Annotated in this window: 15 protein-coding genes and 1 riboswitch; of the genes, 11 read left to right on the top strand and 4 right to left on the bottom strand. The window is 69.5% G+C overall.

Annotated elements, in window-relative coordinates; genetic code table 11:
• Window positions 1–3: 3 nt before the first annotated feature.
• Window positions 4–420, top strand: coding sequence for an ATP-binding protein (locus ACWDEN_RS09640; protein ID WP_009190566.1), 417 nt, complete (start codon window positions 4–6; stop codon window positions 418–420).
• Between the two features lie 17 nt (window positions 421–437).
• Window positions 438–1,532 carry an RNA polymerase sigma factor SigF gene (locus ACWDEN_RS09635; protein ID WP_351613508.1) on the top strand — a complete coding sequence of 365 codons (1,095 nt, stop codon included), beginning with the start codon at window positions 438–440 and terminating at the stop codon, window positions 1,530–1,532.
• Between the two features lie 6 nt (window positions 1,533–1,538).
• On the opposite strand, the gene ACWDEN_RS09630 is transcribed toward ACWDEN_RS09635, so the two are convergent.
• Complete coding sequence (locus ACWDEN_RS09630; protein ID WP_351613505.1) at window positions 1,539–1,964, bottom strand: hypothetical protein; 426 nt, start codon at window positions 1,962–1,964, stop codon at window positions 1,539–1,541.
• 141 nt (window positions 1,965–2,105) lie between these two features.
• Here ACWDEN_RS09630 and ACWDEN_RS09625 point away from each other — a divergent pair, with 141 nt between their 5' ends.
• A complete protein-coding gene (locus ACWDEN_RS09625; RefSeq protein ID WP_351613503.1) occupies window positions 2,106–3,074 on the top strand; it encodes a diacylglycerol/lipid kinase family protein in 969 nt (322 codons plus the stop codon).
• A gap of 333 nt (window positions 3,075–3,407) precedes the next feature.
• The gene (locus tag ACWDEN_RS09620; protein WP_003992873.1) at window positions 3,408–3,665 is read left to right on the top strand and encodes a WhiB family transcriptional regulator; all 258 of its coding nucleotides are present in this window, start codon (window positions 3,408–3,410) and stop codon (window positions 3,663–3,665) included.
• Between the two features lie 196 nt (window positions 3,666–3,861).
• On the opposite strand, the gene ACWDEN_RS09615 is transcribed toward ACWDEN_RS09620, so the two are convergent.
• Window positions 3,862–5,328 (bottom strand): sensor histidine kinase, encoded by a 1,467-nt coding sequence (locus ACWDEN_RS09615; RefSeq protein WP_351613500.1) that lies wholly within the window; start codon window positions 5,326–5,328, stop codon window positions 3,862–3,864.
• Window positions 5,329–5,718: 390 nt separating this feature from the next.
• Window positions 5,719–6,348 (bottom strand): TetR/AcrR family transcriptional regulator, encoded by a 630-nt coding sequence (locus tag ACWDEN_RS09610; protein WP_351613497.1) that lies wholly within the window; start codon window positions 6,346–6,348, stop codon window positions 5,719–5,721.
• 120 nt (window positions 6,349–6,468) lie between these two features.
• Between ACWDEN_RS09610 and nagB the strand changes: the two genes are divergently transcribed.
• The 5 genes from nagB (at window position 6,469) to ACWDEN_RS09585 (ending at window position 10,823) form a co-directional block, all read left to right on the top strand.
• Window positions 6,469–7,254: a glucosamine-6-phosphate deaminase gene (gene nagB / locus ACWDEN_RS09605; RefSeq protein ID WP_351613495.1), complete on the top strand. Its 786-nt coding sequence runs from the start codon at window positions 6,469–6,471 to the stop codon at window positions 7,252–7,254.
• Window positions 7,255–7,421: 167 nt separating this feature from the next.
• Window positions 7,422–8,186, top strand: coding sequence for a GntR family transcriptional regulator (locus ACWDEN_RS09600; RefSeq protein WP_055705994.1), 765 nt, complete (start codon window positions 7,422–7,424; stop codon window positions 8,184–8,186).
• Window positions 8,187–8,310: 124 nt separating this feature from the next.
• Window positions 8,311–8,601: a DUF3311 domain-containing protein gene (locus tag ACWDEN_RS09595; protein ID WP_351613492.1), complete on the top strand. Its 291-nt coding sequence runs from the start codon at window positions 8,311–8,313 to the stop codon at window positions 8,599–8,601.
• Window positions 8,598–10,226, top strand: a complete 1,629-nt coding sequence (gene mctP / locus ACWDEN_RS09590) for a monocarboxylate uptake permease MctP (protein WP_351613489.1) — start codon at window positions 8,598–8,600, stop codon at window positions 10,224–10,226. Before ACWDEN_RS09595 ends, mctP begins: the two co-directional genes overlap by 4 nt.
• Window positions 10,227–10,301: 75 nt before the next feature.
• Window positions 10,302–10,823: a GNAT family N-acetyltransferase gene (locus ACWDEN_RS09585; RefSeq protein ID WP_351613486.1), complete on the top strand. Its 522-nt coding sequence runs from the start codon at window positions 10,302–10,304 to the stop codon at window positions 10,821–10,823.
• Here ACWDEN_RS09585 and ACWDEN_RS09580 read toward each other — a convergent pair.
• On the bottom strand, window positions 10,790–11,194 hold the full coding sequence (locus tag ACWDEN_RS09580; RefSeq protein WP_351613483.1) for a zinc ribbon domain-containing protein: 405 nt from the start codon (window positions 11,192–11,194) through the stop codon (window positions 10,790–10,792). The genes ACWDEN_RS09585 and ACWDEN_RS09580 overlap by 34 nt on opposite strands.
• 402 nt (window positions 11,195–11,596) lie before the next feature.
• Window positions 11,597–11,736: riboswitch (cobalamin riboswitch) on the top strand.
• Between the two features lie 126 nt (window positions 11,737–11,862).
• Between ACWDEN_RS09580 and ACWDEN_RS09575 the strand changes: the two genes are divergently transcribed.
• Both ACWDEN_RS09575 and ACWDEN_RS09570 read left to right on the top strand, forming a co-directional pair.
• On the top strand, window positions 11,863–14,232 hold the full coding sequence (locus tag ACWDEN_RS09575; protein WP_351613480.1) for a ribonucleoside-diphosphate reductase subunit alpha: 2,370 nt from the start codon (window positions 11,863–11,865) through the stop codon (window positions 14,230–14,232).
• On the top strand, window positions 14,232–15,257 hold the full coding sequence (locus tag ACWDEN_RS09570) for a ribonucleotide-diphosphate reductase subunit beta (protein ID WP_351613477.1): 1,026 nt from the start codon (window positions 14,232–14,234) through the stop codon (window positions 15,255–15,257). Before ACWDEN_RS09575 ends, ACWDEN_RS09570 begins: the two co-directional genes overlap by 1 nt.
• Window positions 15,258–15,295 lie beyond the last annotated feature (38 nt).

Here is a 15,295-nt window from a genome sequence, read left to right as displayed (position 1 = left end):
AGGGTGTCCCAGATCGCAGGCGAGCCCGCGGCGAACCAGGACTTCGTGGAAGTCCGGCTGCCGGCCGCGGGTGCCTACCTGTCGGTGCTGCGGACGGCCACGGCCGGACTCGCGGCCCGCTTGGACTTCACCCTGGACGAGATCGAGGACCTGCGCATCGCCGTGGACGAGGCCTGCGCGATCCTGCTCCAGCAGGCCGTGCCCGGCTCGGTGCTCAGCTGTGTCTTCCGGCTCGTCGACGACTCGCTGGAGGTCACGGTCTCCGCGCCGACCACGGACGGCCACGCCCCCTCGCGGGACACCTTCGCCTGGACCGTGCTCTCGGCCCTCGCGGGCAAGGTCTCGTCCGCCGTGGACGAGGACAAGACCGTGTCGATCAGCCTCTACAAACAGCGCGGCGCGGGCCCCGGCCCGGCGTGAGGAACGGGGACGGTCCGGTGCGGGACGAAGAGCGCGGCACACGGGAGCTGCCGGCCGGGGACGGGGGTGCCCCCTGGCCGAGCACGGGCGACCTGTCCGGGGAGGCTCCCCGGGACGGTTCCCGGCGCATGGCGGACGGCATCGACGGCATCCCCGAGCAGGCCAGACCACACCCGCAGGAGGACTCCGCGGGAGCCGGTGGCGAGGCGCCCACGGCGGAGCGCCGCGCGGGGGCCAGGGCTCGGGGAAGGGCTACGGGCGGGACGATGAGCGAGCACGAGCGGTACGCCGAGGACGACGCGCCGGGCACGCAGGCCGTACAGGCCGTACAACCCGTGCAGGCCGTACAGCACGACCCGGCGGACCGCAGCGGTGCACGGGCGAAGTTCGTGGAGCTGCGCGCCCTGAAAGAGGGCAGCCCGGAGTACGCGGAGCTGCGCAATCAGCTGGTCCGTATGCATCTGCCGCTCGTGGAGCACCTGGCGCGCCGGTTCCGCAACCGCGGCGAGCCGCTGGACGATCTCACCCAGGTGGCCACGATCGGGCTGATCAAGTCCGTCGACCGGTTCGACCCGGAGCGCGGCGTGGAGTTCTCCACGTACGCCACCCCGACGGTGGTCGGCGAGATCAAGCGGCACTTCCGCGACAAGGGCTGGGCGGTCCGCGTACCGCGCCGGCTGCAGGAGCTGCGGCTCGCGCTGACCACGGCGACGGCCGAGCTGTCCCAGCTGCACGGCCGCTCCCCCACGGTCCACGAGCTGGCCGAGAAGCTCGCGATCTCCGAGGAGGAGGTCCTGGAGGGCCTGGAGTCCGCCAACGCGTACTCCACGCTGTCCCTGGACGTCCCCGACACCGACGACGAGTCCCCGGCGGTCGCCGACACCCTCGGCGCGGAGGACGAGGCGCTGGAGGGAGTGGAGTACCGGGAGTCCCTCAAGCCGCTGCTGGAGGATCTGCCGCCGCGCGAGAAGCGGATCCTGCTGCTGCGCTTCTTCGGGAACATGACCCAGTCGCAGATCGCGCAGGAGGTCGGCATCTCCCAGATGCACGTCTCCCGGCTGCTGGCCCGCACGCTGGCCCAGCTGCGGGAGAAGCTGCTCGTGGAGGAGTGAGGAGTCCTACTCCGCGCGGCCCGGTCCCTTGATGCCGAGGGCCCGGGTCGTCTCGCCGTTGACGAGGAGGACCAGCGCCGCCACGGCGACCACCGCGAGGGCGATGCCGGCCGGGATGGCCATGCTGTCGGCCTTGAGCAGGTTGTAGGCGATCGGCAGCGCCATGACCTGGGTGATCACCGCGGGGCCACGGCTCCAGCTGCGCCGCAGCAGCAGTCCGCGCGCGGCGAGCAGCGGCAGCAGCGCGAGCACGACGAGGGTCCCACCGAGGGTCACGGCCTGCTGCCGGTCGTCCGGGGAGCCGGTGAACGCGAGGACGAGCACCCACAGCCCGCCGACCCCGAGGGCGGCGCCCTCCAGCCCGGCCAGCGCGGCGGCGTAGGTCAGCCGGCGGGGACGAGGTTCCTGGGCGGGTTTCTGCTCACTGCTCACCCCAGCAGGGTAGCGGGGCGAGTCAGCGCCCCGACGGGGCGGCCCGCAGACCAGCGGCGTGTCCAGGCTCACGCCCGCCCCTCTTACCCGATCCCTACCTCGCTGTGGGCCCGGTACCCCCCAGTAGGTACGCTGCTGACCATGCGTGCACTTCTCGTGGTCAACCCGGCGGCAACCACCACAAGTGCGCGCAGGCGTGATGTGCTGATCCACGCGCTGGCGAGCGAGGTGAAGCTGGAGGCGGTCACCACCGAGTACCGAGGGCACGCGCGCGACCTCGGCCGGCAGGCGGCGGACAGCGACGACATCGATCTCGTGGTGGCCCTCGGCGGCGACGGCACGGTCAACGAGGTCGTCAACGGCCTGCTGCACGCCGGCCCCGACCTGGACCGCCTGCCCGGTCTCGCCGTCGTACCCGGCGGCTCCACGAACGTCTTCGCCCGCGCCCTGGGCCTGCCCAACGACCCGGTCGAGGCCACCGGCGCCCTGCTGGACGCGCTGCGGGAGGGCCGGGAGCGGGTGGTCGGGCTCGGACTGACCTCGGGCACGCCCGGCACCGAGGACGAGGCGGTCCCGGACCGCTGGTTCACCTTCAACGCGGGACTGGGATTCGACGCGGGTGTCGTCGGCCGGGTGGAGCAGCAGCGTGAGCGCGGCAAGAAGTCGACGCACGCGTTGTACGTACGTCAGGTGATCCGGCAGTTCCTCGGTGAGCCGAACCGGCGGCACGGCTCGATCACGCTGGAGCAACCCGGCGAGGACCCGATTGCCGATCTTGTGGTCGCCATAATCTCGAACACGTCCCCTTGGACGTATCTCGGCAATCGCCCCATGTACACATCACCTAAGGCCTCGTTCGATACCGGCGTCGACGTACTCGGTCTCAGCCGCCTGTCGGCGGCCGCGGTTGCCCGGTATGGCACCCAGTTGCTCACTTCGTCCCCCGAGCGCGGACCCCATGGTCGACATGTCGTCTCGCTGCATGATCTGGATCAGTTCACCTTGCATTCGAAGGTTCCTCTGCCCCTACAGATGGACGGTGACCACCTGGGACTGCGTACGAGCGTGACGTTCACAGGTGTACGCCGTGCACTGCGTGTGATTGTGTGAGCGGAACGGGCAAAAGTCCTTTCACTCGAACGTTTAGGCCAGGATCCACCCCATGGAAGTACGGCTGTGACCTAGTCGACACCGAGGAATCAAAAAAAACTTTCCGGAAGGGGTTGTATCCGTCGCCGAGGTTTGCGAGTCTCTACGTGGCGATCGGGACGGCCCGCAACACCGGCCTCCACTGATCACCGGAACCCCTCTTCAAACCAAGGACCACGCCGGGGAAGACTCGGCGGTCGGCCCTTCACTTGTTGAGGGATTCGTGAAAGCGTTCACATTCACAAGCAACCTGCACGTCATATACGTTCAGAGAACCTAGGAGAGGTAGCAGCCATGGACTGGCGTCACAACGCCGTTTGCCGCGAGGAAGACCCCGAGCTCTTCTTCCCCATCGGCAACACCGGTCCTGCGCTGCTGCAGATCGAGGAAGCCAAGGCCGTCTGCCGTCGCTGCCCGGTGATCGAGCAGTGTCTGCAGTGGGCGCTCGAGTCCGGTCAGGACTCCGGCGTCTGGGGTGGTCTCAGCGAGGACGAGCGCCGCGCCATGAAGCGCCGCGCCGCCCGCAACCGGGCCCGTCAGGCCTCCGCCTGACATACCCACCCCTGCTGACAGCCTGAGCTTGGCGGCGCGTGCAGCACGCACGCATCTCCCGCCCCCGAGCCGCAGCGCGCAGTATCCCCCGATGCCGCTAGCGTTTTAGCAGAGCAGCAACGAGCACGAGCCTCGGACCAACGACGGTCCGGGGCTTTTTGCTGTCCTCAAGCTCCTTGACGGCGCACGGAGTTGTTCACTTCTGCGCCCGCACCGGAATGTCGAGGATCACCCTGGTCCCCCGCCCCGGCGCCGGGACCATGTCGAAGGAGCCGCCCAACTCCCCCTCCACCAGGGTGCGTACGATCTGCAGCCCCAGGTTGCCGGAGCGGTGCGGGTCGAAGCCCTCGGGCAGGCCGACGCCGTCGTCCTGGACCGTGACGAGGAGGCGGGCCTCCTTCGTCGTACCGCCACGGACCGCCGAGACCTCGACCGTGCCGGTGTCGCCCTCGCGGAAGCCGTGCTCCAGAGCGTTCTGCAGGATCTCGGTCAGGACCATCGACAGCGGGGTGGCCACCTCGGCGTCGAGGATCCCGAACCGCCCGCTGCGCCGACCGGTCACCTTGCCCGGCGAGATCTCGGCGACCATCGCCAGCACGCGGTCGGCGATGTCGTCGAACTCCACGCGCTCATCCAGGTTCTGAGACAGCGTCTCATGCACGATCGCGATCGAGCCGACCCGCCGGACGGCCTCCTCCAGGGCCTCCCGGCCGCGCTCGGACTCGATGCGCCGGGCCTGCAGCCGCAGCAGCGCGGCGACGGTCTGGAGGTTGTTCTTCACCCGGTGGTGGATCTCCCGGATGGTCGCGTCCTTGGTGATCAACTCCCGCTCGCGGCGCCGCAGTTCGGTGACGTCCCGGCACAGCACCAGCGAACCGATCCGGGTGCCCTTGGGCTTGAGCGGGATCGCCCGGAACTGGATGACGCCGTCGTTGGCCTCGATCTCGAACTCGCGCGGCGCCCAGCCGCTCGCGAGCTTGACGAGGGCCTCGTCCACCGGTCCCCGGGTCGGGGCGAGTTCGGCGGTGGTCTGCCCGAGGTGGTGGCCCACCAGGTCGGCGGCGAGACCCAGGCGATGGTAGGCGGACAGCGCGTTCGGGGAGGCGTACTGGACGAGGCCGTCGGCGTCCAGCCGGATCAGGCCGTCGCCGACGCGCGGCGAGGCGTCCATGTCGACCTGCTGGTCGGGGAAGGGGAACGATCCTGCGGCGATCATCTGCGCGAGGTCCGAGGCGCTCTGGAGGTAGGTCAGCTCCAGACGGCTCGGGGTGCGGACGGTCAGCAGATTGGTGTTGCGGGCGATCACACCGAGCACGCGGCCCTCGCGCCGTACGGGGATGGACTCGACCCGTACGGGGACCTCTTCGCGCCACTCCGGGTCGCCCTCGCGCACGATCCGTCCCTCGTCCAGCGCCGCGTCCAGCATGGGCCGCCGGCCGCGCGGGACCAGGTGGCCGACCATGTCGTCCTGGTAGGAGGTGGGGCCGGTGTTGGGGCGCATCTGGGCGACCGAGACGTACCGGGTGCCGTCCCGGGTGGGGACCCACAGGACCAGGTCGGCGAAGGAGAGGTCGGAGAGCAGCTGCCACTCCGAGACCAGCAGGTGGAGCCACTCGAGGTCGGAGTCGTCGAGGGCGGTGTGCTGGTGGACCAGTTCGTTCATGGAGGGCACGTTGTGAGCGTACCCGCGAGCCTCGGATGGCCGGAAAACACCCGTGACCGGCCCCGGGAAACACCCGCGGGCCGCGGCGCCTGGAAGGGACCCTCAACCCTCCCGGCACCGCAGCCCGGAGCATCATCGGCCGTGGGGTGTGCGGTCCCGGTCGGCCGAAGGTCGAGGAGCCGGTGCAGTCAGGGCAGAGAGCCCCGGTTCCTCGATCCGCCTTCCTGTGCGGGGAAGACGGAGGCTTGTTCACTTGGAAGCCCACGGTCTGGTTGCCCAGTGTGATTGTGGACTAGACCACAACGCTGTGTCCATGGTCTTGTCGGTCTGCACGAAGACCGGCGCACAGGACCGATGGCACCCGATGCCACGAAGCCTAGCCCGCGCGGGTCACCCTTGGGGCCAGATGGACAGGGCAATTTCCGCGAGTGCCTCCAGTTCTTCGCGGCTCGCCCCGTCGCGGGCCTGCTGGGACATGCCCTGGATCATGGCACCGGTGTGCCGGGCGAGGGCGGCGGCGTCGGTGCCGGCCGGAAGCCGGCCCGCCGTGACGTCCGTCCGGATCCGGGACTCGAAGGCGGCGATGTCCGCGGTGCGCCGCTCGCTGAGCAGCCGCTCCACCTCGCGGCTGGCGCAGTTGGTGGCGGCGTGTACGACCAGGCAGCCGTACGGGTGCGCGGGGTCGGTGTACTCGGCGGCGGCCTCGCGCAGCATGCGCGCGACGGCGGCGCGGGCGGTGGGCTCCTCGGCGAGGGCGCGCTCGCGGAAGGCGCCGTACGTGTCGGTGTAGAGCCGCACGACCTCTTCGAACAGCGTCCGCTTGTCACCGAAGGCCGCGTACAGGCTCGGGGCGCCGATGCCCATGATCCGGGTGAGGTCGGCGACCGAGGTGGCCTCGTAGCCGTGCTCCCAGAAGGCCATGAGCGCCTTCTCCAGGGCGGTGGCACGATCGAAGGAGCGCGGACGGCCGCGCGTTCTGGAGGCCCCGGCCCGCGTTCCCGTGTCCTGACCGCTCACCATGGGGGGCATTTTATAACGGCCCTTAGAAAAATACAGAGGCTCACTCCGGGGGACCCGGTTCTGTTAGATTGGTCTAAACCACCCAGACGTCCAGAGCCCCTTCAGAACGGCAGGCCCAGCGTGGAAGTTGTCATCGTTCCGGACGCCGCGGCGGGCGGCGAACTGATCGCCGAGGCCATGGCACAGCTGCTGCGACGCAAGCCCGACGCCCTGCTCGGCGTGGCCACCGGCTCCACCCCGCTGCCCGTCTACCAGGCACTGACCGCGAAGTGGCGCTCCGGCGCCGTGGACACCTCGCGGGCGCGCATAGCCCAGCTCGACGAGTACGTGGGACTGCCCGCCGACCACCCCGAGTCCTACCGCTCGGTGCTGCGCCGGGAGGTCCTGGAGCCGCTCGGCGTCGGCATGGACGCGTTCCTCGGACCCGACGGCACCGCCGAGGACATCCAGGCGGCCTGCGAGGCGTACGACCGCGCGCTCGCCGCGGCCGGCGGGGTGGACCTGCAGCTGCTGGGCATCGGCACCGACGGGCACATCGGGTTCAACGAGCCGTGCTCGTCCCTCGCCTCGCGCACCCGGATCAAGACGCTGACCGAGCAGACCCGCGTCGACAACGCCCGCTTCTTCGACGGAGACATCGAGCAGGTGCCGCACCACGTCATCACCCAGGGCATCGGCACCATCCTGGAGGCCCGTCACCTGGTGCTGCTGGCGACCGGCGAGGGCAAGGCGGACGCGGTCGCCGCGACCGTCGAGGGCCCGGTCGCGGCCGTCTGCCCGGCCTCCGCGCTCCAGCTGCACCCGCACGCCACGGTGGTCGTCGACGAGGCGGCCGCGTCCAAACTGAAGCTGGCCGACTACTTCCGGCACACGTTCGCGGCCAAGCCGGACTGGCAGGGGATCTAGACCGGGACCTCCGGGCTGATGGACTAGACCAACTTCGGTTGCAACGATATATAGAGGGGATCACGGAGCGTGCGGGTGGAGTCCTGACAGAAGAACCCGTGCCACGATGTGAGCCGTGGCCGATGTCAGTCGGTCGCTTTCGGCACCGGGAGCCGGGAAGGCAGAGCATGACCACCGACGTCAGCAGTGCGGAGAACGAGGCCGGTACGACCGTCCGTACGGCGCGCGTGCCCAAGTACTACCGCCTGAAGAAGCACCTGCTCGACATGACGGAGACCCAGGCGCCGGGCACGCCCGTCCCGCCCGAGCGCACCCTGGCGGCCGAGTTCGACACCTCCCGCACCACCGTCCGCCAGGCCCTGCAGGAACTGGTGGTCGAGGGCCGCCTGGAGCGCATCCAGGGCAAGGGCACCTTCGTCGCCAAGCCCAAGGTCTCCCAGGCGCTCCAGCTCACCTCCTACACCGAGGACATGCGCGCCCAGGGCCTGGAGCCGACCTCGCAGCTGCTGGACGTCGGCTACATCACCGCCGACGACCGGCTCGCGGGACTGCTCGACATCGCCGCCGGCGGACGGGTGCTGCGCATCGAGCGGCTGCGCATGGCCAACGGCGAGCCGATGGCCATCGAGACCACCCACCTCAGCGCCAAGCGCTTCCCGGCCCTGCGCCGCTCCCTGGTGAAGTACACGTCCCTCTACACCGCCCTCGCCGAGGTCTACGACGTCCACCTCGCCGAGGCCGAGGAGACCATCGAGACCTCGCTGGCCACCCCGCGCGAGGCGGGCCTGCTCGGCACCGACGTGGGCCTGCCGATGCTGATGCTCTCCCGCCACTCCCTGGACCGCGAGGGCAAGCCGGTGGAGTGGGTGCGGTCGGTGTACCGGGGCGACCGCTACAAGTTCGTCGCGAGGCTGAAGCGGCCCGCCGAGTAGGACCCACCGAACGTCGCTGAATCGATATACCGAGATCCGGACGAGGTCTTCCGCTTCCAGGACACCGTCACCTACATTGCCTGCGCATTACACAGGTGATCAGCGAGGGGACGGAGCCCGTGGCATGTCCGAAACGCCTGAAGTGAAACCACCGGTGGTGACACCGGTCCGCGTGATCATCGGCCTGTGTCTCGTCGCGCCCTTCGTGGCGACGCTCTGGGTCGGCTCCTACGCCAAGACGGACCCCGCCCTCATCGGGATCCCGTTCTTCTACTGGTACCAGATGCTCTGGGTGCTGATCTCCACCGCACTCACGATGACCGCGTACAAGCTGTGGCAGCGCGACCAGCGCGACCGCGCCGCCCATGCTTCCTCCGCTTCCCCCGCTGCCGAGAAGGGTGGTGACGCGAAGTGAAGAACGGCGTCAACGGCGTCGCGCTCGGCGTCTTCATCTTCTTCTTCCTGGCCGTCACGGTCATCGGCTTCCTCGCCGCACGCTGGCGCAGGGCCGAGAACGAGCACTCCCTGGACGAATGGGGCCTGGGCGGACGGTCGTTCGGCACCTGGATCACGTGGTTCCTGCTCGGCGGCGACCTGTACACGGCGTACACCTTCGTCGCCGTGCCGGCGGCGATCTACGCGGCGGGCGCGGCCGGCTTCTTCGCGGTGCCGTACACGATCCTGGTCTACCCGCTGATCTTCACGTTCCTGCCCCGCCTGTGGTCGGTCAGCCACCGCCACGGCTATGTGACCACGTCCGACTTCGTCCGGGGCCGCTTCGGCTCCAGGGGCCTGTCGCTGGCGGTCGCGCTGACCGGCATCCTCGCGACGATGCCGTACATCGCGCTCCAGCTCGTCGGCATCCAGGCGGTGCTGGACGTGATGGGCGTCGGCGGGGACAGCAGCACCAACTGGTTCGTGCGGGACCTGCCCCTGCTGATCGCCTTCGGCGTGCTGGCGGCGTACACCTACTCCTCCGGCCTGCGCGCCCCCGCCCTGATCGCCTTCGTCAAGGACGCGCTGATCTACATCGTCATCGCGGTGGCGATCATCTACATCCCCATCAAGCTGGGCGGCTTCGACGACATCTTCGCCAAGGCGGGCCACGCGTTCAGCCAGGTCAACCCGGCGACGGGCAAGCCGCGCGGCGCGCTCGTGCCCCCGCAGACCGGCCAGTGGACGTACGCCACCCTGGCCCTGGGCTCCGCCCTCGCCCTGTTCATGTACCCGCACTCGATCACCGCGACCCTGTCCTCCAAGAGCCGTGACGTGATCCGCCGCAACACCACGATCCTGCCGCTGTACTCCCTGATGCTCGGCCTGCTGGCGCTGCTGGGCTTCATGGCGATCGCGGCCGGGGTCAAGGTCACCAACGGCCAGCTGGCCATCCCGCAGCTGTTCGAGAACATGTTCCCGGACTGGTTCGCGGGCGTGGCCTTCGCGGCGATCGGCATCGGCGCGCTGGTCCCGGCGGCGATCATGTCCATCGCGGCGGCGAACCTCTTCACCCGCAACATCTACCGGGACTTCATCAAGCCGGACGCGACGCCGAAGCAGGAGGCCCAGGTCTCCAAGATCGTCTCGCTGCTGGTGAAGGTCGGCGCGCTGGTCTTCGTCCTCACCATGGACAAGACGGTCGCCATCAACTTCCAGCTGCTGGGCGGCATCTGGATCCTGCAGACGTTCCCGGCCCTGGTCGGCGGCCTGTTCACCCGCTGGTTCCACCGCTGGGCCCTGCTCGCCGGCTGGGCGGTCGGCATGGCGTACGGCACGGTCGCCGCGTACGGTGTCGCCTCCCCGACCCAGAAGCACTTCGGCGGCTCGGCCAAAGAGATCCCCGGCATCGGCGAGATCGGCTACATCGGCCTCACCGCGTTCGTCCTCAACGTCGTGGTCACCGTGCTCCTCACCTTCGTCCTCAAGGCCGCGAAGGCCCCCGAGGGCGTCGACGAGACCGAGCCGGAGGACTACACGGCGGACGCGGGCGAGCCGGGGGTACAGGTGGAACTGCCGCCGGCGACGGCGGGCGCCGGTCACTGAACGACTGTCGTACGACGGGCCGCCGGAGGAGAATCCGGCGGCCCGTTGTCGTACCCCTACGGCACACTCGGTGCCATGGACTTCGTGATCCGGCAGGCGACGCCGGGCGACTACGAAAGCCTCGGCGAGATCACCGCCCAGGCCTATCTTCAGGACGGCCTCCTGGACTTCGGAGAGGGCGACTCGTACCTCGGCGAGCTGAGGGACGTGGCGAAGCGCGCCGCCGACGCGGACGTGCTCGTCGCCGTGGAGGACGGCAGAGTGCTCGGCGGGGTGACCTTCGTGCCGTCCGGCGGTCCCATGGCCGACATCGCGCGCCCCGGGGAGGCCGAGATACGGATGCTGGCCGTCGCCCGGACAGCGCGTGGCCGGGGCGTCGGCGAGGCCCTCGTGCGGGCCTGCGTCGACAGGGCGCGGACCATCGAGAGCTGTGTGCGGATCGTCCTGTCCACCCAGCACACCATGCACGCCGCCCACCGCATCTACGAACGGCTGGGTTTCGTTCGCACACCCGAGCGGGACTGGAATCCGCTGCCGGAGCAGCTCGACATCACCCTGCTCACCTACGAGTTGACGCTGTCAACCACCCCTCGTTGAGGCGACGGGCTTGCACAACGGGCGTCACTGGCGGTGGCGCTGCGTCTGCGTCCTGCCTCACCCCGCTGCTCCGGGGGTGGGGCGGGGGCCGTTGACTGGGCCCCGCATCGCCACAACTCCCGCGCGCGAGCGCGGATGTTGCGGGAGCCGTTCCGGTCCGCGTGATCAACGAATCCGCAGGACCGGCATGCGAAGCGGGCCTGGGAGACCCGGTTCGCCTTGTCCATGTGCCCGCACTCTGCGCAGGTGCGGGGGGTGTACACCGGGTCGACGTACACCACCGGTACCCCCGCCCGGCGGGCCTTGTACGCGATGAACTGCCCGAGCTGGGCGAAGGCCCAGCTGGAGTGGGTGGCCCGTTGGGGCCACATGCTTCGCAATCTTGTGACTGATGCAGGTCTTCTTGATCACATGTTGGGCAGCTTGTGCCCCCAGCCCCCAGCCCCCACCTGGACTTCACTTCGCCGTACGTGCGCTGCCGCAACTCGAAGTTGCGCTTCACATCCTTGTCGAACGCCACGCGACTACACCAGGTCGCAGCCTCGTTGCAGGCGCGCGGAGTCGCCTCAAGTGCCGCCGCCTGCAAGGGCGTCGGCACGCACCTGCACGTTCACAGCGGATCACTCGATCGAGCGACTGATCTGGCTGCACGACCGTACGCCCGAGAAAGACCCATACCTGGATCCCTCCGTACCGGTTATATCCGGGGAACACGCTCCGAAGCCGCCACAACACAACATCTGGGGGTGACACGACAGCCCGCCACTAGATGTATGCTCATCCTCGCTGTCGCCGCAGGGGAATCCGGTGTGAATCCGGAACTGTCCCGCAACGGTGTACTTGTGCATGTCCGTTCCCAGAAACGCCGTGCACAGGAGTCAGTCCGAGGACCTGCCGGCAGCGCACCCGGCCGTCCGGTCCGGGTGGCCTTCAGACGTCCGGGCCTCGTGGGATGGGCCGGTGGACGCGACGCCGTGCGCGCTCGTGGCTGCCCCCTGCCCTCCACAAGGCCCCCGTGCCGATCGAGGGAGAGCCCCACGTGACCATCGCGCCAGCAGATCCGGCTTCAGCCAGCGGCCTGGAGACCGACGGTCCCGGTACCGCGTTGCTGCGGACCCTGACCGAGCTGACCGCCGACCTCCCCGACGCCGACCCCGGCCGGGTCGCCGCCGCCGCGCTGCGCGGCCGGTCCGCTCGGGCCGACGAGGCGGAGTTGCGCGAGCTGGCCACCGAGGCCGCCGCCGGGCTCATCTCCGAGGACCCCGCCTACTCCCGGCTGGCCGCCCGGCTGCTGACCCTCTCCATCCGCGCCGAGGCCGCCTCGCAGGGCGTGACGTCCTTCACCGGGTCCGTGGCCGTGGGGCACCGCGAGGGGCTCATCGCCGACCGCACCGCCGACTTCGTGCGGCTGCACGCCGAGCGGCTCGACGCGCTGGTCGACCGCCGGGCCGACGACCGCTTCGGCTACTTCGGCCTGCGCACCCTGCACAGCCGTTATCTGCTCCGGCACCCGATCACCCGCAAGGTCATCGAGACGCCCCAGCACTTCATGCTGCGGGTCGCGAGCGGCCTGGCCGAGGACGACACGACCCGCTCCGTGGACGAAGTGGCCGCGCTCTACGGGCTCATGAGCCGGCTCGACTACCTCCCGTCCTCCCCCACGCTCTTCAACTCCGGCACGCGGCACCCGCAGATGTCGTCCTGCTACCTCCTCGACTCCCCGCTGGACGAGCTGGACTCCATCTACGACCGCTACCACCAGGTCGCCCGGCTCTCCAAGCACGCCGGCGGCATCGGTCTGTCGTACTCCCGTATCCGCAGCCGCGGTTCGCTGATCCGCGGCACCAACGGGCACTCCAACGGCATCGTGCCGTTCCTGAAGACCCTGGACGCCTCGGTGGCGGCCGTGAACCAGGGCGGCCGGCGCAAGGGCGCCGCGGCCGTCTACCTGGAGACCTGGCACTCCGACATCGAGGAGTTCCTGGAGCTGCGGGACAACACCGGCGAGGACGCCCGCCGCACGCACAACCTGAACCTCGCGCACTGGGTCCCGGACGAGTTCATGCGCCGGGTCAACGCCGACGCGCAGTGGTCGCTGTTCTCCCCGGCGGACGTGCCGGAGCTGGTGGACCTGTGGGGCGAGGAGTTCGACGCCGCCTACCGCAAGGCCGAGGAGGCGGGCCTGGCGAAGAAGACCATGCCGGCGCGTGAGCTGTACGGCCGGATGATGCGCACGCTCGCGCAGACCGGCAACGGCTGGATGACCTTCAAGGACGCGGCCAACCGCACCGCCAACCAGACGGCCCTGCCGGGGCACGTGGTCCACTCCTCCAACCTCTGCACGGAGATCCTGGAGGTCACGGACGACGGGGAGACGGCGGTCTGCAACCTGGGTTCGGTGAACCTCGGTGCCTTCGTGGCCGACGGGGACATCGACTGGCAGCGGCTGGACGACACCGTCCGCACCGCCGTCACCTTCCTCGACCGCGTGGTCGACATCAACTTCTACCCGACCGAGCAGGCGGGACGGTCGAACGCCAAGTGGCGTCCCGTCGGCCTCGGCGCGATGGGTCTGCAGGACGTCCTCTTCAAGCTGCGCCTGCCCTTCGACTCGCCGGAGGCCAAGGCCCTGTCCACGCGGATCGCCGAGCGGATCATGCTCGCCGCGTACGAGGCCTCCGCCGACCTGGCCGAGCGCAACGGCCCGCTGCCGGCCTGGGAGAAGACCCGTACGGCCCGGGGTGTGCTGCACCCCGACCACTACGGCGTCGAGCTGACCTGGCCGGAGCGCTGGGCGGCCCTGCGCAGCCGTGTCGCCGAGGTCGGCATGCGCAACTCCCTGCTGCTGGCCATCGCGCCCACCGCCACCATCGCCTCCATCGCGGGCGTGTACGAGTGCATCGAGCCGCAGGTGTCGAACCTGTTCAAGCGCGAGACGCTGTCCGGTGAGTTCCTGCAGGTCAACTCCTATCTGGTGCAGGACCTGAAGGAGCTGGGCGTGTGGGACGCGCGCACCCGGGAGGCGCTGCGCGACTCGGGCGGCTCGGTGCAGGACTTCGCGTGGATCCCGGCCGACGTACGGGCGCTGTACCGCACGGCGTGGGAGATCCCGCAGCGCGGCCTGATCGACATGGCGGCGGCGCGCACCCCGTTCCTGGACCAGGCCCAGTCCCTGAACCTCTTCCTGGAGACGCCGACCATCGGCAAGCTCTCCTCGATGTACGCCTACGCCTGGAAGTCGGGGCTGAAGACGACGTACTACCTGCGTTCCCGCCCGGCGACCCGCATCGCCCGCGCGGCCCAGGGCCAGGCGCAGCCCCAGAAGACCATCCCCGTCCAGCAGGTCGCCGACCCCGACGCGGTCGCCTGCTCCCTTGAGAACCCCGAGTCCTGCGAGGCCTGCCAGTAATGACCGCTCCGACCACCACCCGTAACACGAACCTGCTCGACCCGGGCTTCGAACTCACCCTCCGCCCCATGCGCTACCCGGACTTCTACGAGCGCTACCGGGACGCGATCAAGAACACCTGGACCGTGGAGGAGGTCGACCTCCACTCGGACGTCGCCGACCTCGCGAAGCTGACGCCCGAGGAGCAGCACCTCATCGGCCGCCTGGTCGCCTTCTTCGCGACCGGTGACTCGATCGTCGCCAACAACCTGGTGCTGACGCTGTACAAGCACATCAACTCCCCCGAGGCGCGGCTCTACCTGAGCCGTCAGCTCTTCGAGGAGGCCGTGCACGTCCAGTTCTACCTGACGCTCCTGGACACCTACCTGCCCGACCCGGACGACCGGGCGGCGGCCTTCGCGGCCGTCGAGAACATCCCGTCCATCCGCGAGAAGGCGCAGTTCTGCTTCAAGTGGATCAACAAGGTGGAGAAGCTGGAGCGGCTGGAGACGAAGGCCGACCGCCGTCGCTTCCTGCTCAACCTGATCTGCTTCGCCGCGTGCATCGAGGGCCTGTTCTTCTACGGCGCCTTCGCGTACGTCTACTGGTTCCGCAGCCGGGGCCTGCTGCACGGTCTCGCCACCGGCACCAACTGGGTGTTCCGCGACGAGACGATGCACATGTCCTTCGCCTTCGACGTGGTCGACACCGTCCGCAAGGAGGAGCCGGACCTGTTCGACGACGAGCTGGGGCAGCAGGTCACCGACATGCTGAAGGAGGCCGTGGAGGCCGAGCTGCAGTTCGCGCGCGACCTGTGCGGCGAGGGCCTTCCGGGCATGAACACCGAGTCGATGCGGCAGTACCTGGAGTGCGTCGCCGACCAGCGCCTCGGCCGCCTCGGCTTCGCCCCGGTGTACGGCTCGGAGAACCCGTTCTCCTTCATGGAGCTGCAGGGCGTCCAGGAGCTGACGAACTTCTTCGAGCGCCGCCCGTCGGCGTACCAGGTCGCGGTGGAGGGCACCGTCGACCTGGACGAGGACTTCTGAGCCGGCGCTCCGTTTCGGGGATACGCCTACCGGCGCGC

The organism is Streptomyces sp. NPDC001153 (genome assembly GCF_053598315.1).
This window is presented reverse-complemented; position numbering and strand designations above follow the sequence as displayed.